Below are 15,524 nucleotides of genomic sequence, written 5' to 3'. Positions count from 1 at the left end.
CAACTGGCGGACTATCTTAGTAGATCCGCCTCTGCTCAAAGAGCATTAGAAATATGATAGCACAAAGCCTGTATTTTTTAACAGGCTTTTTTGTTTAAAAAATCTTCGAACTGTTTATTCGTTGAGGAAAGAAAATGAAATATGAATTAGATAAAACCAGCGGCAGTGCACGTCGTGGTCGCTTGGTGTTTGAACGCCCACAAGGCACGTTCAGCGTAGAAACCCCTGCATTTATGCCAGTGGGCACTTATGGCACCGTAAAAGGCATGACACCGGAAGAAGTGCGTGCGACAGGTGCAGAAATTTTACTGGGTAACACCTTCCATCTATGGCTTCGTCCAGGTCAAGAAGTCATGCGTAAACACGGTGATTTACATGACTTTATGCAATGGAATCGCCCAATTTTGACTGACAGTGGCGGTTTCCAAGTATTTAGTTTAGGTAAATTACGTAAAATCACCGAAGAAGGCGTGAAATTCCAAAATCCAATTAACGGTGAGCGCATTTTCCTTTCGCCTGAAAAATCCATGGAAATTCAATATGATTTAGGGTCTGACATCGTGATGATTTTCGATGAATGTACGCCTTATCCAGCGACTTTCGATTATGCGAAAAAATCCATGGAAATGTCTCTTCGTTGGGCAAAACGCAGCCGCGATCGTTTTGATGAATTAGGCAATAAGAATGCCCTATTCGGTATTATTCAAGGTGGCGTATTTGAAGAATTACGCAAAGTATCACTAGAAGGCTTAGTCAATATTGGCTTTGACGGTTATGCGGTGGGCGGTTTAGCGGTAGGCGAACCGAAAGAAGATATGCACCGTATTTTGGAATATATTTGTCCACAAATCCCGGCTGATAAACCGCGTTATTTAATGGGTGTGGGTAAACCGGAAGATTTAGTGGAAGGCGTACGTCGTGGTATTGATATGTTCGACTGTGTAATGCCAACCCGCAATGCACGTAACGGTCATTTATTCGTGACAGACGGCATTGTCAAAATCCGTAATGCAAAATACCGTGATGATACCAGCCCGTTGGATCCAGAATGTGATTGCTACACCTGTAAAAACTACACCAAAGCCTATTTATATCATTTAGATAAATGCGGTGAAATTTTAGGTGCACGCTTAAATACCATTCACAATTTACGCTATTATCAACGTTTAATGGCGGAAATTCGTCAAGCGATTGAAGACGATCGTTTTGATGATTTTGTGGTGGAATTTTATGCTCGCATGGGCAAACCTGTTCCACCATTACAATTAGCGGATAAATCATAATTGATGAAAGTGCGGTAGAAAAATGAAACGTTTTTTGACCGCACTTTTTAACAAAGGAAACCTTATGCAAATTCTTGAACCTCAACAATTCGCCACCTGGAATGAACCTATTGAAATGCTTTATGCCTGTCATAGTAAGGTAAAACGTTTTTGTCGCCAGTTAAGCATTTTGCCTGATTATCTAGAAAAACACGGCTATACTCAGGCTGTATTAAATGATGTTGAGCAGATTTTAACTTATTTTAATCGTGCCGCGCCGTTACATCATGAGGATGAAGAACTAGATTTTTTCCCTCAATTAGTCAAAGTGGCTCCGCAAGCGCAAAGCTCCATTGATGAATTAGAAAAACAGCATGAATATTTGCATGAAAATTGGAATGCACTATCTGCGCAGTTAGAAGAGCTTATTTCTGAACAACGTCAGAATATTGATGAACATTTAATTGAACGCTTTATTCAAGGTTATGATCGTCATATTGCGTTAGAAGAACCGCTATTTGAAATGGGGCGTGAATACTTAAGTGCGGATATTTTGGCTGAAATGGGCAAGAACATGAGTGCTCGTCGTCAAGTTAAAGAATGAAATATCAGCTCAATTTAACCGCACTTCGATGCCCCATTCCTCTTTTAAGTGCCAAAAAAGCCTTAAAAAATTTAGATAAAAATGATGAGCTAATGTTGATCTTAAACCTTGAAAGTGCGGTGGAAAATTTTTCTATTTTTGCAGAAGAAAATTCGGTTGCTTTGATCGAGCAATATTACGCTTCGGAAAAAGAATTTATAGTTATCTTGAAAAAATAAAATTAATCGCCATAACGTAGGATATTGGGCGTGGTTCATCTTTCCCAATGAGCCAATTTATGGTATTTTAAGCGCAATTTTTAACTTAAATTAACAAGGAAAACATACAATGGAAGCACAAAACCCGATGTCCACGTTATTTATTTTCGTGATCTTTGGTTTAATTTTTTACTTTATGATTTATCGCCCGCAAGCTAAACGCAATAAAGAACACAAAAAATTGATGTCTGAGCTTGCAAAAGGTACTGAAGTTTTAACTGCTGGTGGTTTAATCGGCAAAATTACTAAAGTAACCGAAGGTAGCGATAGCATCGTGATTGCGTTAAACGACACGACAGAAATTACGATTAATCGTAACTACATTGTGAGCGTTCTTCCTAAAGGTTCATTAAAATCACTTTAAGAGTAACGTTAAATTATTTTCCAGAGCCACGAATTGTGGCTCTGTGCGTTAGAAAAGAAAAGGAAAACTATGTTAAACCGTTATCCATTATGGAAGAATTTGATGGTTATTTTTATTGTAGCCATCGGGACTTTATATTCTCTTCCAAATATTTATGGTGAAGATCCTGCGGTGCAAATTTCCGGTACGCGCGGTCAAGAAGCGAATACTAGTGTGCTTGGACAAGTTCAAGATGTGCTTAAAACCAACAATCTTCCAACCAAATCTATCGTGCTTGAGAATGGCTCAATTCTAGCTCGTTTCACTAATACCGATGATCAACTCCTTGCTAAAGATAAAATTGCTGAACGTCTTGGCAATAATTACACCACCGCATTAAATCTTGCGCCTGCCACTCCAGCTTGGTTAAGTATGTTTGGTGCTAACCCAATGAAATGGGGATTAGACTTACGCGGTGGGGTTCGTTTTTTGATGGAAGTTGATATGAATGCTGCACTTGTAAAACGCCAAGAGCAATTACAAGACAGTTTACGTAACGAACTTCGTAAAGAAAAAATTCAATATACGGCAATTAAAAATACTGAGCATTTTGGTACTTCTGTCACGTTGGCCGATGCAAGTCAACGCTCTAAAGCTGAACGTATTATTCACCAGTTGCATCCAACCTTAGATATAACAGAGTTGGATAACTATAGTATCAATTTAGGTCTTTCAACTTCAGCATTAAATGAAGCACGCGACTTAGCAATTGAGCAAAACTTAACGATTTTACGTAAACGTGTTGCTGAATTAGGGGTATCTGAGGCGGTTATTCAACGTCAAGGTGCTGAACGTATTGTAATTGAATTACCAGGTGTTCAAGATACTGCTCGCGCAAAAGAAATTTTAGGGGCAACTGCAACGCTTGAGTTTCGTATTGTAAATCAAAATGTTACGGCCGATGCAATTTCTCGTAATATGTTACCAGCTGATTCGGAAGTTAAATATGATCGCCAAGGTCATCCTGTTGCATTATTTAAACGCGCGGTATTAGGTGGTGAGCATATTATTAATTCAAGTTCTGGTTTAGATCAGCATTCAAGTACCCCGCAAGTGAGTGTAACCTTGGATGGTGAAGGTGGTGAGATTATGTCTCAAACTACCAAAAAATATTACAAGAAACCAATGGCAACGCTTTATGTTGAATATAAAGATAACGGTAAAAAAGACGAAAATGGTAAAACTATTTTAGAAAAACATGAGGAAGTCATTAATGTGGCGACGATCCAAGGTCGTTTCAGTTCTAATTTCCAAATTACTGGTGTTGATAGTATCGCGGAAGCGCACAATCTTTCTACCTTGTTGAAATCTGGCGCATTAATTGCACCAATTCAAATTGTTGAAGAACGCACAATTGGCCCATCATTAGGTGCGCAAAACGTAGAGCAAGGGATTAATGCAAGTCTTTGGGGATTAGTTGCTGTTATTGTCTTTATGTTGTTTTACTACAAAATGTTTGGTGTGATTGCAAGTTTTGCACTTGTTATTAATATCGTATTACTTGTGGGATTAATGTCTATTTTACCCGGAGCGACACTTTCAATGCCAGGTATTGCGGGTATCGTTTTAACTTTAGGTATGTCGGTGGATGCAAACGTGTTGATTTTTGAACGTATTAAAGAAGAAATTCGCAATGGTCGTCCAATTCAACAAGCAATCAATGAAGGTTACAACGGGGCGTTTAGCTCTATTTTTGATGCGAATTTAACGACAATTTTAACCGCAATTATCTTGTATGCTGTGGGGACAGGCCCAATTCAAGGATTTGCGATTACGCTTTCACTTGGTGTGGCAATTTCAATGTTTACCGCAATTACAGGAACACGCGCATTAGTTAATGCGCTTTATGGCGGCAAACAACTTAAGAAATTATCAATTTAGGTAGGGAACGATGAAAATTTTTGCAAAAGATAAAGACGGACATTTTATCCGTGAAATCAATGGGATTAAACTCCCGTTCCCATTGACCGAATTTATGAAAGTGCGTAAATGGGGCTATGTTTTTTCCGCACTTTTAATGGCCGTTTCGCTATTTTTTATCGTATCAAAAGGCTTTAACTGGGGATTGGATTTTACCGGCGGGGTTGTTTTTGATACCCATTTTTCACAATCTGCAGACTTAGAAAAAATCCGTGGTAAGCTCCATGAAAATGGTATTGAAAGCCCAATTGTGCAGACAACAGGTTCTGTTCAAGATGTCATGATTCGTTTACCAGCGACGGATAATGATTCAGGCATTGGAGATCGCGTAAAAGGAATGCTCCAAGAAGTAGATTCTGGTATAAAGATTCGTAGTGTTGAATTCGTTGGACCAAACGTAGGGGAAGAATTGGCACAAGGTGCGGTGTATGCGACATTAGCGACATTAGCCATGATGCTAGTTTATGTAGGTTCTCGCTTTGAATGGCGTTTAGGTTTCGGCGGTATCGCATCCCTTGCGCATGACGTAATTATTACTCTTGGCGTGTTTTCAGCGTTACAAATCGAAATTGATTTAACCTTCGTTGCAGCGATTTTATCTGTTGTGGGTTATTCTATTAACGATAGTATCGTGGTCTTTGACCGTGTGCGTGAAAACTTTAGAAAAATAAGACGTCTAGATACGATTGATATTATTGATGTTTCTTTAACGCAAACTTTATCAAGAACTATCATGACCTCTGCGACAACGTTAATTGTTGTTATTGCATTGTTCTTTTTCGGCGGTCCATCAATTCATAACTTCTCTTTAGCGTTACTTGTGGGTATTGGATTTGGTACATATTCTTCAATCTTTATTGCAATCGCAATTGCATACGATGTTGGATTACGCCGTGAACATATGATCCCGCCTAAAGTAGATAAGGAAATTGATGAATTACCTTAGTTAAATTCTATTCTTAGAATAAACTTCAATAAAAAATAGTTAACCAAAAATTCATGGTTAACTATTTTTTTATTTGTATAGCTTTTTAATTTAGACTTTTAATCTTGAGGTAACGCATTTATCACGGATTTCACTAAAGTCGCTAAGGGAATGGCAAAAAATACGCCCCAAAATCCCCATAAACCGCCAAAAATTAATACTGAAATGATAATAATCAATGGATGTAAATTCACTGCTTCAGAAAATAAATAAGGAACGAGTAAGTTTCCATCTAAGAGCTGGCTCACAGCAAAAGCGATGATGATATACCAAAATGTTGGGCTGATTCCAAATTGGAATAATGCAACCAATGCAACAGGAATTGTGACAATTACTGCGCCAATGTAAGGAACGAGAACTGAGAGACCCACCGCAAAAGCTAATAAGAGAGAGTAATTTAGCCCGAATATTAAGAAAATAATGTAGGTGATGAGCGTAACAATCAGTATTTCTAATAATTTTCCATGGATGTAGTTGGAGATTTGCTGTTGCATTTCTTTCCATACTTTGAAAGCCAAGTTTCTATTTTTCGGTAAGAAACGGCTCACCCCTTGTAAAAGTTCTGATTTATCCTTCAGCATAAAAAACATCATTAATGGCACTAAAAAGGCATAAATCCCTAAAGAAACCAAGTTCATGATGGAGGCTAAAGAAAGTTTTACAGCAGATTCACCAAAACCAAGGATTTTTTCTCGCACAGAATTGAAAATAGAATCTACCATTGAATAGTCGATGAGCTCAGGATAATGCTCAGGTAAGTTTAGTAACCATTCATTGAGCTTATTAAACATTGCGGGCAAATCACTTAATAAGGAAATAGTTTGATTCCATAGCATTGGCATGAGGATTAAAAAGAAGATTGTCGCTAGTCCAATAAAGCCACCAAAAATGATGATTGTGGCTAGCATTCTTGGGCATTTTAAATGTTGATGCAAAAAATTGATCGGCATTTCTAGTAAATAGGATAGTACTAGAGCAATCAACAACGGCGCGATTAAATTTCCAAAAAAATAAATGGAGATAAAGCCAAATAATAATATTGCTAATAGTCCCATCGCTTGTGGATCGCTTAAGCGACGCGAGTACCAGCTTTTCAACATTTCTAGCATAATTTCTTTTCCTGTAAGTATTTTTCGCCATTATAAGTTAAAATTTATAGTGTTTATAGCTACTAAGAGGAAATCCTATGTCTGTTATTATTTATCACAACCCACGTTGCTCAAAAAGCCGTGAAACACTAGCATTATTAGAAAATCAAGGTTTTCACCCAATAGTTGAATTGTATTTGCAAAAGCAGTATTCCATTGATGAATTACAAAGCATTGCCCAAAAATTAGGGATTGATGATGTGCGTCAAATGATGCGTACGAAAGATGATTTATACAAAAGCTTAAATTTAGATAATTTAGAGCTCTCTCAAGCTGAATTATTAAAAGCCATGAGTGAACATTCAGCACTCATTGAACGCCCAATTGTGATCAATGGTAATCAGGCTAAAATCGGGCGTCCGCCAGAAAGTGTACTTGAGATTTTGTAATTTAAACGTTTGCGCGTATAATACTCCAGCCGTGGAAATCCTTCCACGGCTTTTTTAAGGAAAAATTATGGGAAAGAAACAAAAAAGTGCGGTTGAAAATGAAACCGTTTATTTGCACACTCGAGGAGTGATAAAAGATAATGCTGTGATGGCATTATTGCATGATAAATTATTTCGTCAACGTGTTGAGAAAAAACGCAAAGGGAAAGGGAGTTACCAACGTAAAGGGAAACACGCAGGGAAAATGTTTGAAAAGCCCGATTATAAATTTTTTGATTACAGAAACTTTATAATCGGGTTTTTCTTAGGCTAAAAATAGTAAAAAGGAGTATAAAAATGTCAAATCAGCCTCAAGTCCTATTTAATAATACATGGAATGTACGCATTAGCGATCCTGGTGAAGAGGGGGCTAAAAGCCATTTTTTTGAAACTATCTATCTAACTTTAACGGCATATTTTGAAGAAAATAGAATACGTTATGAGTTTGTTCGTAAAGTAGAAGATCAAATAAAAATTCAACGCTCTTTTACAGAACTAAATGAATTATTCAAATTTCTAGGTGATTATTTCGATCCTGTTTTTATTGGATTATTAGGCGTAAAAATTGGGAATCTTAGTGTGAAATCAGAATAATAACTTGACTAATCCATAAAACATTCTAGTATTCTACCCATATTTTGTTATATCGACAAAATAGGGATCGCACTTTAAATTGTATAAATAATGGCATAAAAGTGCGGTTATTTTTTCTTTACTTTTATTGGAGAGCAAAATATGTCAGGTATTTTTACTCAAAGTCCAGCAAACCGTCGTCGTTATGGTGTGGCAGTATTTGTTGGTATCGTTGCAGGGATTATTTCTGCTTTTGTTAAATGGGGTGCAGAGCATCCATTTCCACCACGTAGTCCAATCGATTTCTTTGCGGCTGCTTGTAAAGTGGATATTACAGGTTTAACACAGGATCAAGTGCTGGCAGTATGTTCCCGCGCGTTTTTAAATCCACCACATGTGTTCTTACGTGATTATTTAGGTATTGATCCAACAGATGCTGCATTTACCTTTGCGGATCATGTATTCAATTGGATTGGTGTTACGCATATAATCTTTTCTTTAGTTTTTGCGATTGGTTATTGCTTAGTCGCAGAACGTTTTCCAAAAATTAAATTTTGGCAAGGTATTGGCGCAGGGATTATTGCTAATATTTGCGTGCACTATATTACTTTCCCAGCACTAGGTTTAACCCCACCAGTTGCAGAATGGCCGCTATATGAACATATTTCAGAACTAGTTGGTCATATTTTCTGGTTCTGGACTATTGAGATTATTCGTCGCGATTTACGTAATCGCTTAACTGGCGAGCCAGATGCAGAGATTCCTTTAGCTTAAGCTAAACAGTATAAATTTTGATAAGAAACGGGTTAAGACTAATAAGTTTTAACCCGTTTTTTGTTGGATAGAGATGCTTTAATTAGCAACAAATTTCTTGTACGACAAATTGTAATGAATGTCTCGCAAATTGCTGCTGTTTACGGTGTTTCAAGCGTCTCAAACGTAGATTACGTGATAAAGAGGTTTGTTGTAAATTGGTTTTCTTTTTAAGAAAAGTTTTGCGTTTTAACATTTTATTTATCCTTTTTTTCTTTTATTTCTTCTGAATTCCCAACCGCACTTTCGTTGTTTGCATTATCATTCGTTGTTTGATTTTCTTGGACCCGATGATAATTCACTATGCTATTCATATAGCGGCGAATATTTTCTACATATTGGTGCGCTTCATAGCCTCGCGCATAGCCGTATTTCAGTTGGGAATAATAGCGTTTTTCTGCTAATAAAGGCAGATTTTTTTTCACATCTAGCCAATTATCTGGATTTCCGCCAAGATTTTTAGTTAAACGACGCGCATCAATTAAGTGGCCTAGTCCCATGTTATAGGCGGCCAAGGCAAACCAAATTCTTTCTTCTTTTTCAATAGTTTCTGGAATTTGACTAATTAGCCAATGTAAATATTCTGATCCCGCTTTAATGCTTTGTTCAGGATCTGTTCTATCGCTGATTTTCATATGTTGTGCGGTATCTTTAGTTAACATCATTATTCCACGCACGCCCGTAGGTGATGTTGCATCTGGATTCCAATGAGACTCTTGGTAAGCGACTGCTGCGAGTAATCGCCAATCTAATTCACCTTTATATTTTTCAAAGAGCGGTGAAAATTGTGGCAATATATTTTCAATCGCGTTCATATAAGAGCGCGTATCCACGTAATCAAATTGTGAAATATGCCCTAAATATTTTTCTTTTAAATTATCGACTAGCCCTGTTTCTTGTGCATTATTCATAAAATTGAGTAAGGCAGCTTGCAGATCATTGTAGGCATTACTCGGTAAATACCAGTGAATGTTTGCTTCATCAGTAATATCAAAGGCAATGGCTAATTCTGGTTTGATTTGTTGTATCGCCGCGATATCAATAGAATTAGCAATAACGTAAGGAATTTTGCCTTCAGACAGTTGTAGCAATAGTTCTTCTTGAGTAAACGCTTGATTTCTTTTCCAAGTTAATTGTGGATATTGTTTTTGTAATTCTTTTAGTGTTTCTTCCAATGATGAATTGTTAGCGATATAAATTTCTTTCTTGATATCGCCTAGATTTTTAGGGCGTTGTTCATCTTTTCGATAAGCTAATTGCCATGAAGCTGAATGATATGCTGGGCCAATTTGGAAACGTTCTACATGATTAGGATGATATAAAAGGTGAGCCGCAGCTAAATCAATATTATGCTTATCTAGCTCATTAAATAATTGTTCTTGATTATCGAAAGTTTTAATTTCGAGTTCTACACCCAGTGAATCAGCAAATGCTTTAGCCAATTCATATTCAAAGCCTCGTTCGCCGTCTTTATTTATAAAATAAGAAATAGGGTTGTTCATTGTGCCCACCATGAGTGAGCCTCGTTCTTGAATTGCTGTATAGTGGTTTTCTTCAGCATGGCGTAGAAATTGCCATGGGAATACCATATCAATAGCCCAAAGCAACAAAGCCAAGGCAGTAATAATACGTAAAAAGAGACCTTTCAATGATTTTTCCTATATAAAAAGCTTGCTGGATTGTAGCTAGAATTTAAGCAATAGACAATAAAAAGCCCCTTGAGGTTCAAGGGGCTAAGTTTTGTTCACCGAGTAGTGCTAAATTTTAAATGATGCAAAAACATTAGGAAACAGCACTATTCTTTATATCGCAAGGATCTTATCCTCGGCGATCACGGCGTGGTTTATCGCTAAAAGAGCGGTTACTTTTTTCATTAAATTTACGATTTCCACGATTGTCACCAGTGCGTTCATTACGTCCGCGTTCTCCACGGAAATCGCCACCACGGCCTTTACGTTTACCGTTAAAATCATCGCTACCACGGGAACTATCAGACTTCACAGCACCTAAGAAAGACATTTGCATTTGTTTATTCAATACGCGTGTTTTACCGAATTGTTGCAATAATTCTTTTGGCATACCTTGTGGCAATTCAATGGTAGTGTAGTCATCATAAAGTTTGATATGACCAATATAGCGGCTATTGATATCACCTTCGTTAGCAATCGCACCAACGATATGGCGAACTTCTACACCATCCGCACGACCGACTTCGATACGATATAAATCCATTGGTTGTGGATTTCCATAGCCTTTACGTTCGCCACGACGTTCAGCTGAACGTGGATTTTCACGGCGATCACCTCGTTCATTACGTTCACGACGACGTTTTTCCATTGGTGGATCAGGTGGAAGAATTAATTTTTGTTTGCCTTGTAGCAACATTAACATTGCTGCTGCAATATCTTCTTGATCCTGATCGGCTGTGAATAAGTCTTCTAATAAACTACGATATTGTTCTAAATCGTGATGCTCGAGTTGTTTCGTAATTTTTGCAACGAATTTTTTTCGGCGGCATTCTTGTAACACAAGATGATTTGGCAATTCTACTTCATTGATACCTTTTTTCATTAGGTGTTCAATATTACGAAGTAAGCGACGCTCGCGAGGCTCAACGAATAATAAAGCACGACCAGAACGACCTGCACGACCAGTACGGCCAATTCGGTGTACATAAGATTCTGCATCAAGCGGAATGTCGTAGTTCACCACAAGGCTGATACGTTCAATATCAATACCGCGTGCGGCTACATCGGTTGCCACAACAATATCTAAACTGCCGTTACGTAAGCGATCGAGGGTTTGTTCGCGGAGTTGTTGTGTCATATCACCATTAAGTGCGGCAGAACGGAAACCATTTTTTTCAAGTAGTTCTGTAATGTCTAAAGTACCTGTTTTAGTGCGAGCAAAGATAATCGCTGCATCAAAATCTTCCACTTCTAAGAAACGAAGAAGGGCTTCATTTTTACGAACGCCGTGCACATACCAACAACTTTGGTCGATATCTGGGGCATTTTCGTTATTAACCTTAATCTTCACTTCTTTCGGATCATTCATAAAACGTTTCGTAATACGACGGATCGGTTCAGGCATTGTTGCAGAGAATAATGCTGTTTGGTGATTTTCTGGTAATTCTGCCATGACGGTTTCTACATCATCAATGAAACCCATACGTAGCATTTCATCTGCTTCATCTAATACGATAAAACGAAGTTCTGAAAGATTTAATGTTCCGCGACGAATATGGTCAAGAATACGACCTGGTGTACCCACAACCACTTGTGCGCCTTGTTTTAATGCACGAAGTTGGATGTCATAACGTTGGCCACCATATAAGGTAACAATGCGAGTGCCGTGTGCATATTTAACAAATTGTTCGCACGCATCGGCAACTTGAATAGCAAGTTCGCGAGTTGGAGCCATCACTAACATTTGTGGATGTTTTTCACTTGGATCGATTTGCGCTAATAAAGGCAGTGCAAAAGCAGCGGTTTTACCACTACCCGTTTGTGCCATACCTAGCACATCATTGCCACTGAGTAAATGCGGGATACAAGCTTGTTGAATTGGAGAAGGGGTTTCAAAACCTAAGTCAGAAACAGCTTTTAAGATGAACTCAGGTAAGCCTAAGTCATTAAAAGTAATTTTGTCAGTCATTAAAATACTCGAATATAAATAAGGAAAGCTCAAAGAGGCCTTCGGTTTATTAAGTTGAGCAGAGCGAATGAATTTTTCTATTCGTTCTACTGTAAAGAGCGGTGAGTTTTGATTGATTTTTAGAAAACAATCGCTTTTGCCACCGCACTTTTCTCTTCTTTTTCGTCTTCTATTTGAACCGGTTTTAATTTCATTAGTTCAAACGCGGCAAAACGATACTCAACAAAGTTATAAACCTGATTTGCCATGGCTAGTTTAAATAAAGCTGCTGCTTCATCTACTAGCCCTACATTGAGTTTTTGTTTTGCTAGATAAAAATAGGTTTCTGTGAGAATTTCAGCATATTGTTGTGAATTTTCAGCAAATTCACTCGCACGTTGTTGTAATTCTTCTACAGAGATGTGTCCTAAGTAATATTGAACGATTTGTGTACCCCAGAAGTCCTCTGATAGCCCTTTTGCTCGTTCAACAAGGTTTGTTTGGGCTTCTTGTGGTTTTAATTTTTGTTCGTTCAAATATAGCCATAAGACACGATAGGGATCTTTTGTATCGGCTTGGTAGAACTGTAAGAAATCTTGCTGAGCAAGATGGTAGCGCCCTACATAATAAAAATTTAAACCACGATTAAGGTGGGTATAGTCGTAACCTGAATCTAATTCAAACACCGTATTGAATGCTTCCAATGCGCCGTCATAATCTTCTTCAAGCAATAAATAAAGCCCTAAGTAATTGTACACGGATGCCATTTTAGGCTGTAATGCAAGGGCTTGAGTAAAATCATAACGAGCAAGTCCCCATAATCCAAGGGAATCATAGAGTACGCCACGTTCAAAATGTAGCGATGCACGTTCTTCATTACTCATTTTTCCAACGAGTAGTACTTGGCTTAACCGCACTATCATCACTTCTTGTTCAAAGTGAGTATTCGGATTTTGTTCAGCCAACACAACATGATTTTTAGACACAAAACCGCCCCTAGACTGAACACAGCCAGCAAGGAGTAAGATCGCACATAAGCTAAATAAATAGACTATAAAATGGCGAGATAAGCGAAAACACCGCATTTGCTTTCTTTATGCCTAAAAGTTGGAAAACAACAAAACTTGGCAGCGAGTGCTACCAAGTTTTGATTCGATATTCCAAGATTATTCCTGTTCTTCTACAGAATCTTCTTGGTTAATTTCAGTTTCTTGTTTTGGAGCCAAGTCTTTCATTGTTAAACGAATACGACCTTGACGATCGATTTCAACAACTTTTACGTTTACTTCTTGGCCCACTTGGAGGTAATCGCTAACTTTTTCTACGCGCTCTTCAGCAATTTGAGAAATATGAACTAAACCTTCTTTATTTCCAACGATTGCTACGAATGCCCCGAAGTCAGCAAGACGAGTCACTTTACCTTTGTAAATTGTACCAGCTTCAACTTCTGCAACGATTTCTTCAATACGTCCCATTACGTTTTTCGCTGCATTGCTATCTACTGCAGCGATTTTCACTGTACCATCGTCATCAATATCAATTGATGTACCAGTTTCTTCAGTTAATGAACGAATTGTTGCGCCACCTTTACCAATGACATCTTTGATTTTCTTAGGATCAATTTTCATTGTGTAGATGCGCGGTGCGTAATCGGAGATATCAGCACGTGGAGCAGGGATTGCTTGTTCCATTACACCAAGAATGTGCATACGCGCACTTTTCGCTTGGTTTAATGCAATTTGCATAATTTCAGGGGTGATACCTTCAATTTTGATATCCATTTGAAGGGCGGTCACACCTTCACGTGTACCAGCTACTTTAAAGTCCATATCACCTAAGTGGTCTTCATCACCTAAGATATCTGAAAGCACCACAAATTTTTCTTCTTCTTTCACTAAGCCCATTGCGATACCTGCAACAGCCGCTTTGATTGGTACACCCGCATCCATTAATGCTAAAGATGCACCACATACAGATGCCATAGAGGAAGAACCGTTAGATTCAGTGATTTCAGATACAACACGCACTACATACGGGAATTCCGCAAGACTTGGCATAACTGCTGCTACACCACGTTTTGCTAAACGACCGTGACCGATCTCACGACGTTTTGGTGAGCCAATCATACCGGTTTCACCTACAGAGTATGGAGGGAAGTTGTAGTGGAATAAGAAGTGATCTTGACGTTCACCGGTTAATTCATCAATGATTTGTGCATCACGTTCAGTACCTAACGTTGCAACGGCTAATGCTTGCGTTTCACCACGGGTGAAAATTGCAGAACCGTGAGTACGTGGTAATACACCTGTGCAAATATCTAATGCACGAACGGTATCAACGGTACGGCCATCAATACGTGGTTCACCTGCAATGATACGGCCACGAACGATTTGGCTTTCAAGTGCGGTGAAAATATCTACGATTTTACCTTCGCTGATTTCTTCATCTTCTGCTGTGATTTGTGCAATCACATCTGCTTTAATCGCATCGATTTGTTCGTAACGAGCTTGTTTTTCAGTAATGCGGTATGCATCGCCTAAACGTGCTTCAGCAATCGCTTTTATTTTGTTGATTAAATCTGTATTTGGTTGTGGCGCAACCCAATCCCAACGTGGTTTGCCTGCTTCTTTTGCGAATTCTTTGATCGCTTCAACCACAACTTGTTGTTGTTGATGACCGAATACAACTGCCGCTAACATTTGTTCTTCAGTTAAAATGTCTGCTTCAGATTCAACCATTAATACGGCTTTGTCAGTACCCGCAACCACTAAGTCTAAACGGCTTTGTTTTTGTTCAGCCATAGTTGGGTTTAATACGAATTGGTTGTCGATAAAACCAACACGCGCCGCGCCGATAGGGCCGTTGAAAGGTACACCAGATAAGGTTAATGCTGCAGAAGCACCGATCATTGCCACTAAGTCTGGGCTGATTTGTGGATTTACAGAAACCACAGTCGCCACAACTTGGATTTCGTTGAAGAAACCTTCTGGGAATAATGGGCGAATTGGACGGTCGATTAAACGTGCAATTAAGGTTTCGCCTTCAGATGGGCGACCTTCACGTTTGAAGAAACCACCAGGGATTTTACCCGCCGCATAAGTACGCTCTTGGTAGTTTACGGTTAATGGGAAGAAGTCTTGGCCTTCTTTCACATCTTTTTTAGCAACAACAGTCACGAATACAGTGGTATCGTCCATGCTTGCCATAACCGCAGCTGTTGCTTGACGTGCAATCGCGCCGGTTTCTAGAGTAACGGTGTGTTGACCGTATTTAAATTGTTTAACAATTGGATTCACAATGTTTTCCTTAAAATTTATATTAAAAACAGTGCCTTATTTTCCAGATTGCGACTAGCAAAAGAAATCTTTTGTAAAAATAACCGCACTTTCGAGCGCTTAAAATTGCTTTTGATAGCCGCACGCTAATGTAGAAAATAAAGCTTAAGCATTATACAGAGGTTTTTGTGTGATTGGTAACTTTATTTCATTTAACCGA

At 38.4% G+C, this 15,524-nt stretch carries 16 protein-coding genes; 10 read left to right on the top strand and 6 right to left on the bottom strand.

Annotated features, from left to right (window positions below; translation table 11 throughout):
• Window positions 1-134: 134 nt before the first annotated feature.
• The 6 genes from tgt (at window position 135) to secF (ending at window position 5,392) form a co-directional block, all read left to right on the top strand.
• Entirely contained in the window at window positions 135-1,283 is a 1,149-nt protein-coding gene (gene tgt, locus DV434_RS01480) for a tRNA guanosine(34) transglycosylase Tgt (RefSeq protein WP_118785426.1), read from the top strand.
• A 64-nt stretch (window positions 1,284-1,347) separates the two neighbouring features.
• Window positions 1,348-1,866, top strand: a complete 519-nt coding sequence (locus tag DV434_RS01475) for a hemerythrin domain-containing protein (protein ID WP_118785425.1) — start codon at window positions 1,348-1,350, stop codon at window positions 1,864-1,866.
• Entirely contained in the window at window positions 1,863-2,084 is a 222-nt protein-coding gene (locus tag DV434_RS01470) for a sulfurtransferase TusA family protein (RefSeq protein WP_118785424.1), read from the top strand. Before DV434_RS01475 ends, DV434_RS01470 begins: the two co-directional genes overlap by 4 nt.
• A 109-nt stretch (window positions 2,085-2,193) precedes the next feature.
• Window positions 2,194-2,487 (top strand): preprotein translocase subunit YajC, encoded by a 294-nt coding sequence (gene yajC, locus DV434_RS01465; RefSeq protein WP_005631054.1) that lies wholly within the window; start codon window positions 2,194-2,196, stop codon window positions 2,485-2,487.
• Between the two features lie 69 nt (window positions 2,488-2,556).
• Window positions 2,557-4,407: a protein translocase subunit SecD gene (gene secD / locus DV434_RS01460; RefSeq protein WP_118785423.1), complete on the top strand. Its 1,851-nt coding sequence runs from the start codon at window positions 2,557-2,559 to the stop codon at window positions 4,405-4,407.
• A gap of 10 nt (window positions 4,408-4,417) precedes the next feature.
• Complete coding sequence (gene secF, locus DV434_RS01455; RefSeq protein ID WP_118785422.1) at window positions 4,418-5,392, top strand: protein translocase subunit SecF; 975 nt, start codon at window positions 4,418-4,420, stop codon at window positions 5,390-5,392.
• A gap of 98 nt (window positions 5,393-5,490) precedes the next feature.
• On the opposite strand, the gene DV434_RS01450 is transcribed toward secF, so the two are convergent.
• Window positions 5,491-6,540 (bottom strand): AI-2E family transporter, encoded by a 1,050-nt coding sequence (locus DV434_RS01450; protein WP_118785421.1) that lies wholly within the window; start codon window positions 6,538-6,540, stop codon window positions 5,491-5,493.
• Between the two features lie 77 nt (window positions 6,541-6,617).
• Here DV434_RS01450 and arsC point away from each other — a divergent pair, with 77 nt between their 5' ends.
• The 4 genes from arsC to DV434_RS01430 all read left to right on the top strand — a co-directional run bounded on the left by arsC (window position 6,618) and on the right by DV434_RS01430 (window position 8,354).
• On the top strand, window positions 6,618-6,968 hold the full coding sequence (gene arsC / locus DV434_RS01445; protein WP_118785420.1) for an arsenate reductase (glutaredoxin): 351 nt from the start codon (window positions 6,618-6,620) through the stop codon (window positions 6,966-6,968).
• A gap of 67 nt (window positions 6,969-7,035) precedes the next feature.
• Entirely contained in the window at window positions 7,036-7,281 is a 246-nt protein-coding gene (locus DV434_RS01440) for an alternative ribosome-rescue factor A (RefSeq protein WP_118785419.1), read from the top strand.
• 23 nt (window positions 7,282-7,304) lie between these two features.
• The gene (locus DV434_RS01435; RefSeq protein WP_118785418.1) at window positions 7,305-7,601 is read left to right on the top strand and encodes a DUF5377 family protein; all 297 of its coding nucleotides are present in this window, start codon (window positions 7,305-7,307) and stop codon (window positions 7,599-7,601) included.
• Between the two features lie 141 nt (window positions 7,602-7,742).
• Complete coding sequence (locus DV434_RS01430) at window positions 7,743-8,354, top strand: YagU family protein (RefSeq protein WP_118785417.1); 612 nt, start codon at window positions 7,743-7,745, stop codon at window positions 8,352-8,354.
• An 82-nt stretch (window positions 8,355-8,436) separates the two neighbouring features.
• Here DV434_RS01430 and DV434_RS10745 read toward each other — a convergent pair whose 3' ends face one another.
• The 5 genes from DV434_RS10745 to pnp all read right to left on the bottom strand — a co-directional run bounded on the left by DV434_RS10745 (window position 8,437) and on the right by pnp (window position 15,325).
• Window positions 8,437-8,589, bottom strand: a complete 153-nt coding sequence (locus DV434_RS10745) for a hypothetical protein (protein WP_005631066.1) — start codon at window positions 8,587-8,589, stop codon at window positions 8,437-8,439.
• Between the two features lies 1 nt (window position 8,590).
• Window positions 8,591-10,042 carry a membrane-bound lytic murein transglycosylase MltF gene (mltF, locus tag DV434_RS01425; protein ID WP_118785416.1) on the bottom strand — a complete coding sequence of 484 codons (1,452 nt, stop codon included), beginning with the start codon at window positions 10,040-10,042 and terminating at the stop codon, window positions 8,591-8,593.
• A gap of 169 nt (window positions 10,043-10,211) precedes the next feature.
• Complete coding sequence (locus DV434_RS01420) at window positions 10,212-12,050, bottom strand: DEAD/DEAH box helicase (protein WP_118785415.1); 1,839 nt, start codon at window positions 12,048-12,050, stop codon at window positions 10,212-10,214.
• 119 nt (window positions 12,051-12,169) lie between these two features.
• The gene (nlpI, locus tag DV434_RS01415) at window positions 12,170-13,114 is read right to left on the bottom strand and encodes a lipoprotein NlpI (RefSeq protein WP_118785414.1); all 945 of its coding nucleotides are present in this window, start codon (window positions 13,112-13,114) and stop codon (window positions 12,170-12,172) included.
• Between the two features lie 81 nt (window positions 13,115-13,195).
• Window positions 13,196-15,325, bottom strand: a complete 2,130-nt coding sequence (gene pnp / locus DV434_RS01410) for a polyribonucleotide nucleotidyltransferase (protein ID WP_118785413.1) — start codon at window positions 15,323-15,325, stop codon at window positions 13,196-13,198.
• Between the last annotated feature and the right edge of the window lie 199 nt (window positions 15,326-15,524).

It is taken from the genome of Haemophilus haemolyticus, assembly GCF_003493685.1.
GTDB classification, from domain to species: domain Bacteria; phylum Pseudomonadota; class Gammaproteobacteria; order Enterobacterales; family Pasteurellaceae; genus Haemophilus; species Haemophilus haemolyticus_O.
Note: the sequence above shows the minus strand (reverse complement) of the source record. Positions and strands in the feature narration are given on the sequence as shown.

Bases quoted from the DNA above. Each gene is read 5' to 3' on its own strand.
- DV434_RS10745 (WP_005631066.1), bottom strand. From the start codon at position 8,589: ATGTTAAAACGCAAAACTTTTCTTAAAAAGAAAACCAATTTACAACAA.
- secD (WP_118785423.1), top strand. From the start codon at position 2,557: ATGTTAAACCGTTATCCATTATGGAAGAATTTGATGGTTATTTTTATT.
- arsC (WP_118785420.1), top strand. From the start codon at position 6,618: ATGTCTGTTATTATTTATCACAACCCACGTTGCTCAAAAAGCCGTGAA.
- DV434_RS01430 (WP_118785417.1), top strand. From the start codon at position 7,743: ATGTCAGGTATTTTTACTCAAAGTCCAGCAAACCGTCGTCGTTATGGT.
- DV434_RS01440 (WP_118785419.1), top strand. From the start codon at position 7,036: ATGGGAAAGAAACAAAAAAGTGCGGTTGAAAATGAAACCGTTTATTTG.
- tgt (WP_118785426.1), top strand. From the start codon at position 135: ATGAAATATGAATTAGATAAAACCAGCGGCAGTGCACGTCGTGGTCGC.
- yajC (WP_005631054.1), top strand. From the start codon at position 2,194: ATGGAAGCACAAAACCCGATGTCCACGTTATTTATTTTCGTGATCTTT.
- DV434_RS01450 (WP_118785421.1), bottom strand. From the start codon at position 6,540: ATGCTAGAAATGTTGAAAAGCTGGTACTCGCGTCGCTTAAGCGATCCA.
- DV434_RS01435 (WP_118785418.1), top strand. From the start codon at position 7,305: ATGTCAAATCAGCCTCAAGTCCTATTTAATAATACATGGAATGTACGC.
- nlpI (WP_118785414.1), bottom strand. From the start codon at position 13,114: ATGCGGTGTTTTCGCTTATCTCGCCATTTTATAGTCTATTTATTTAGC.
- DV434_RS01420 (WP_118785415.1), bottom strand. From the start codon at position 12,050: ATGACTGACAAAATTACTTTTAATGACTTAGGCTTACCTGAGTTCATC.
- DV434_RS01470 (WP_118785424.1), top strand. From the start codon at position 1,863: ATGAAATATCAGCTCAATTTAACCGCACTTCGATGCCCCATTCCTCTT.
- DV434_RS01475 (WP_118785425.1), top strand. From the start codon at position 1,348: ATGCAAATTCTTGAACCTCAACAATTCGCCACCTGGAATGAACCTATT.
- secF (WP_118785422.1), top strand. From the start codon at position 4,418: ATGAAAATTTTTGCAAAAGATAAAGACGGACATTTTATCCGTGAAATC.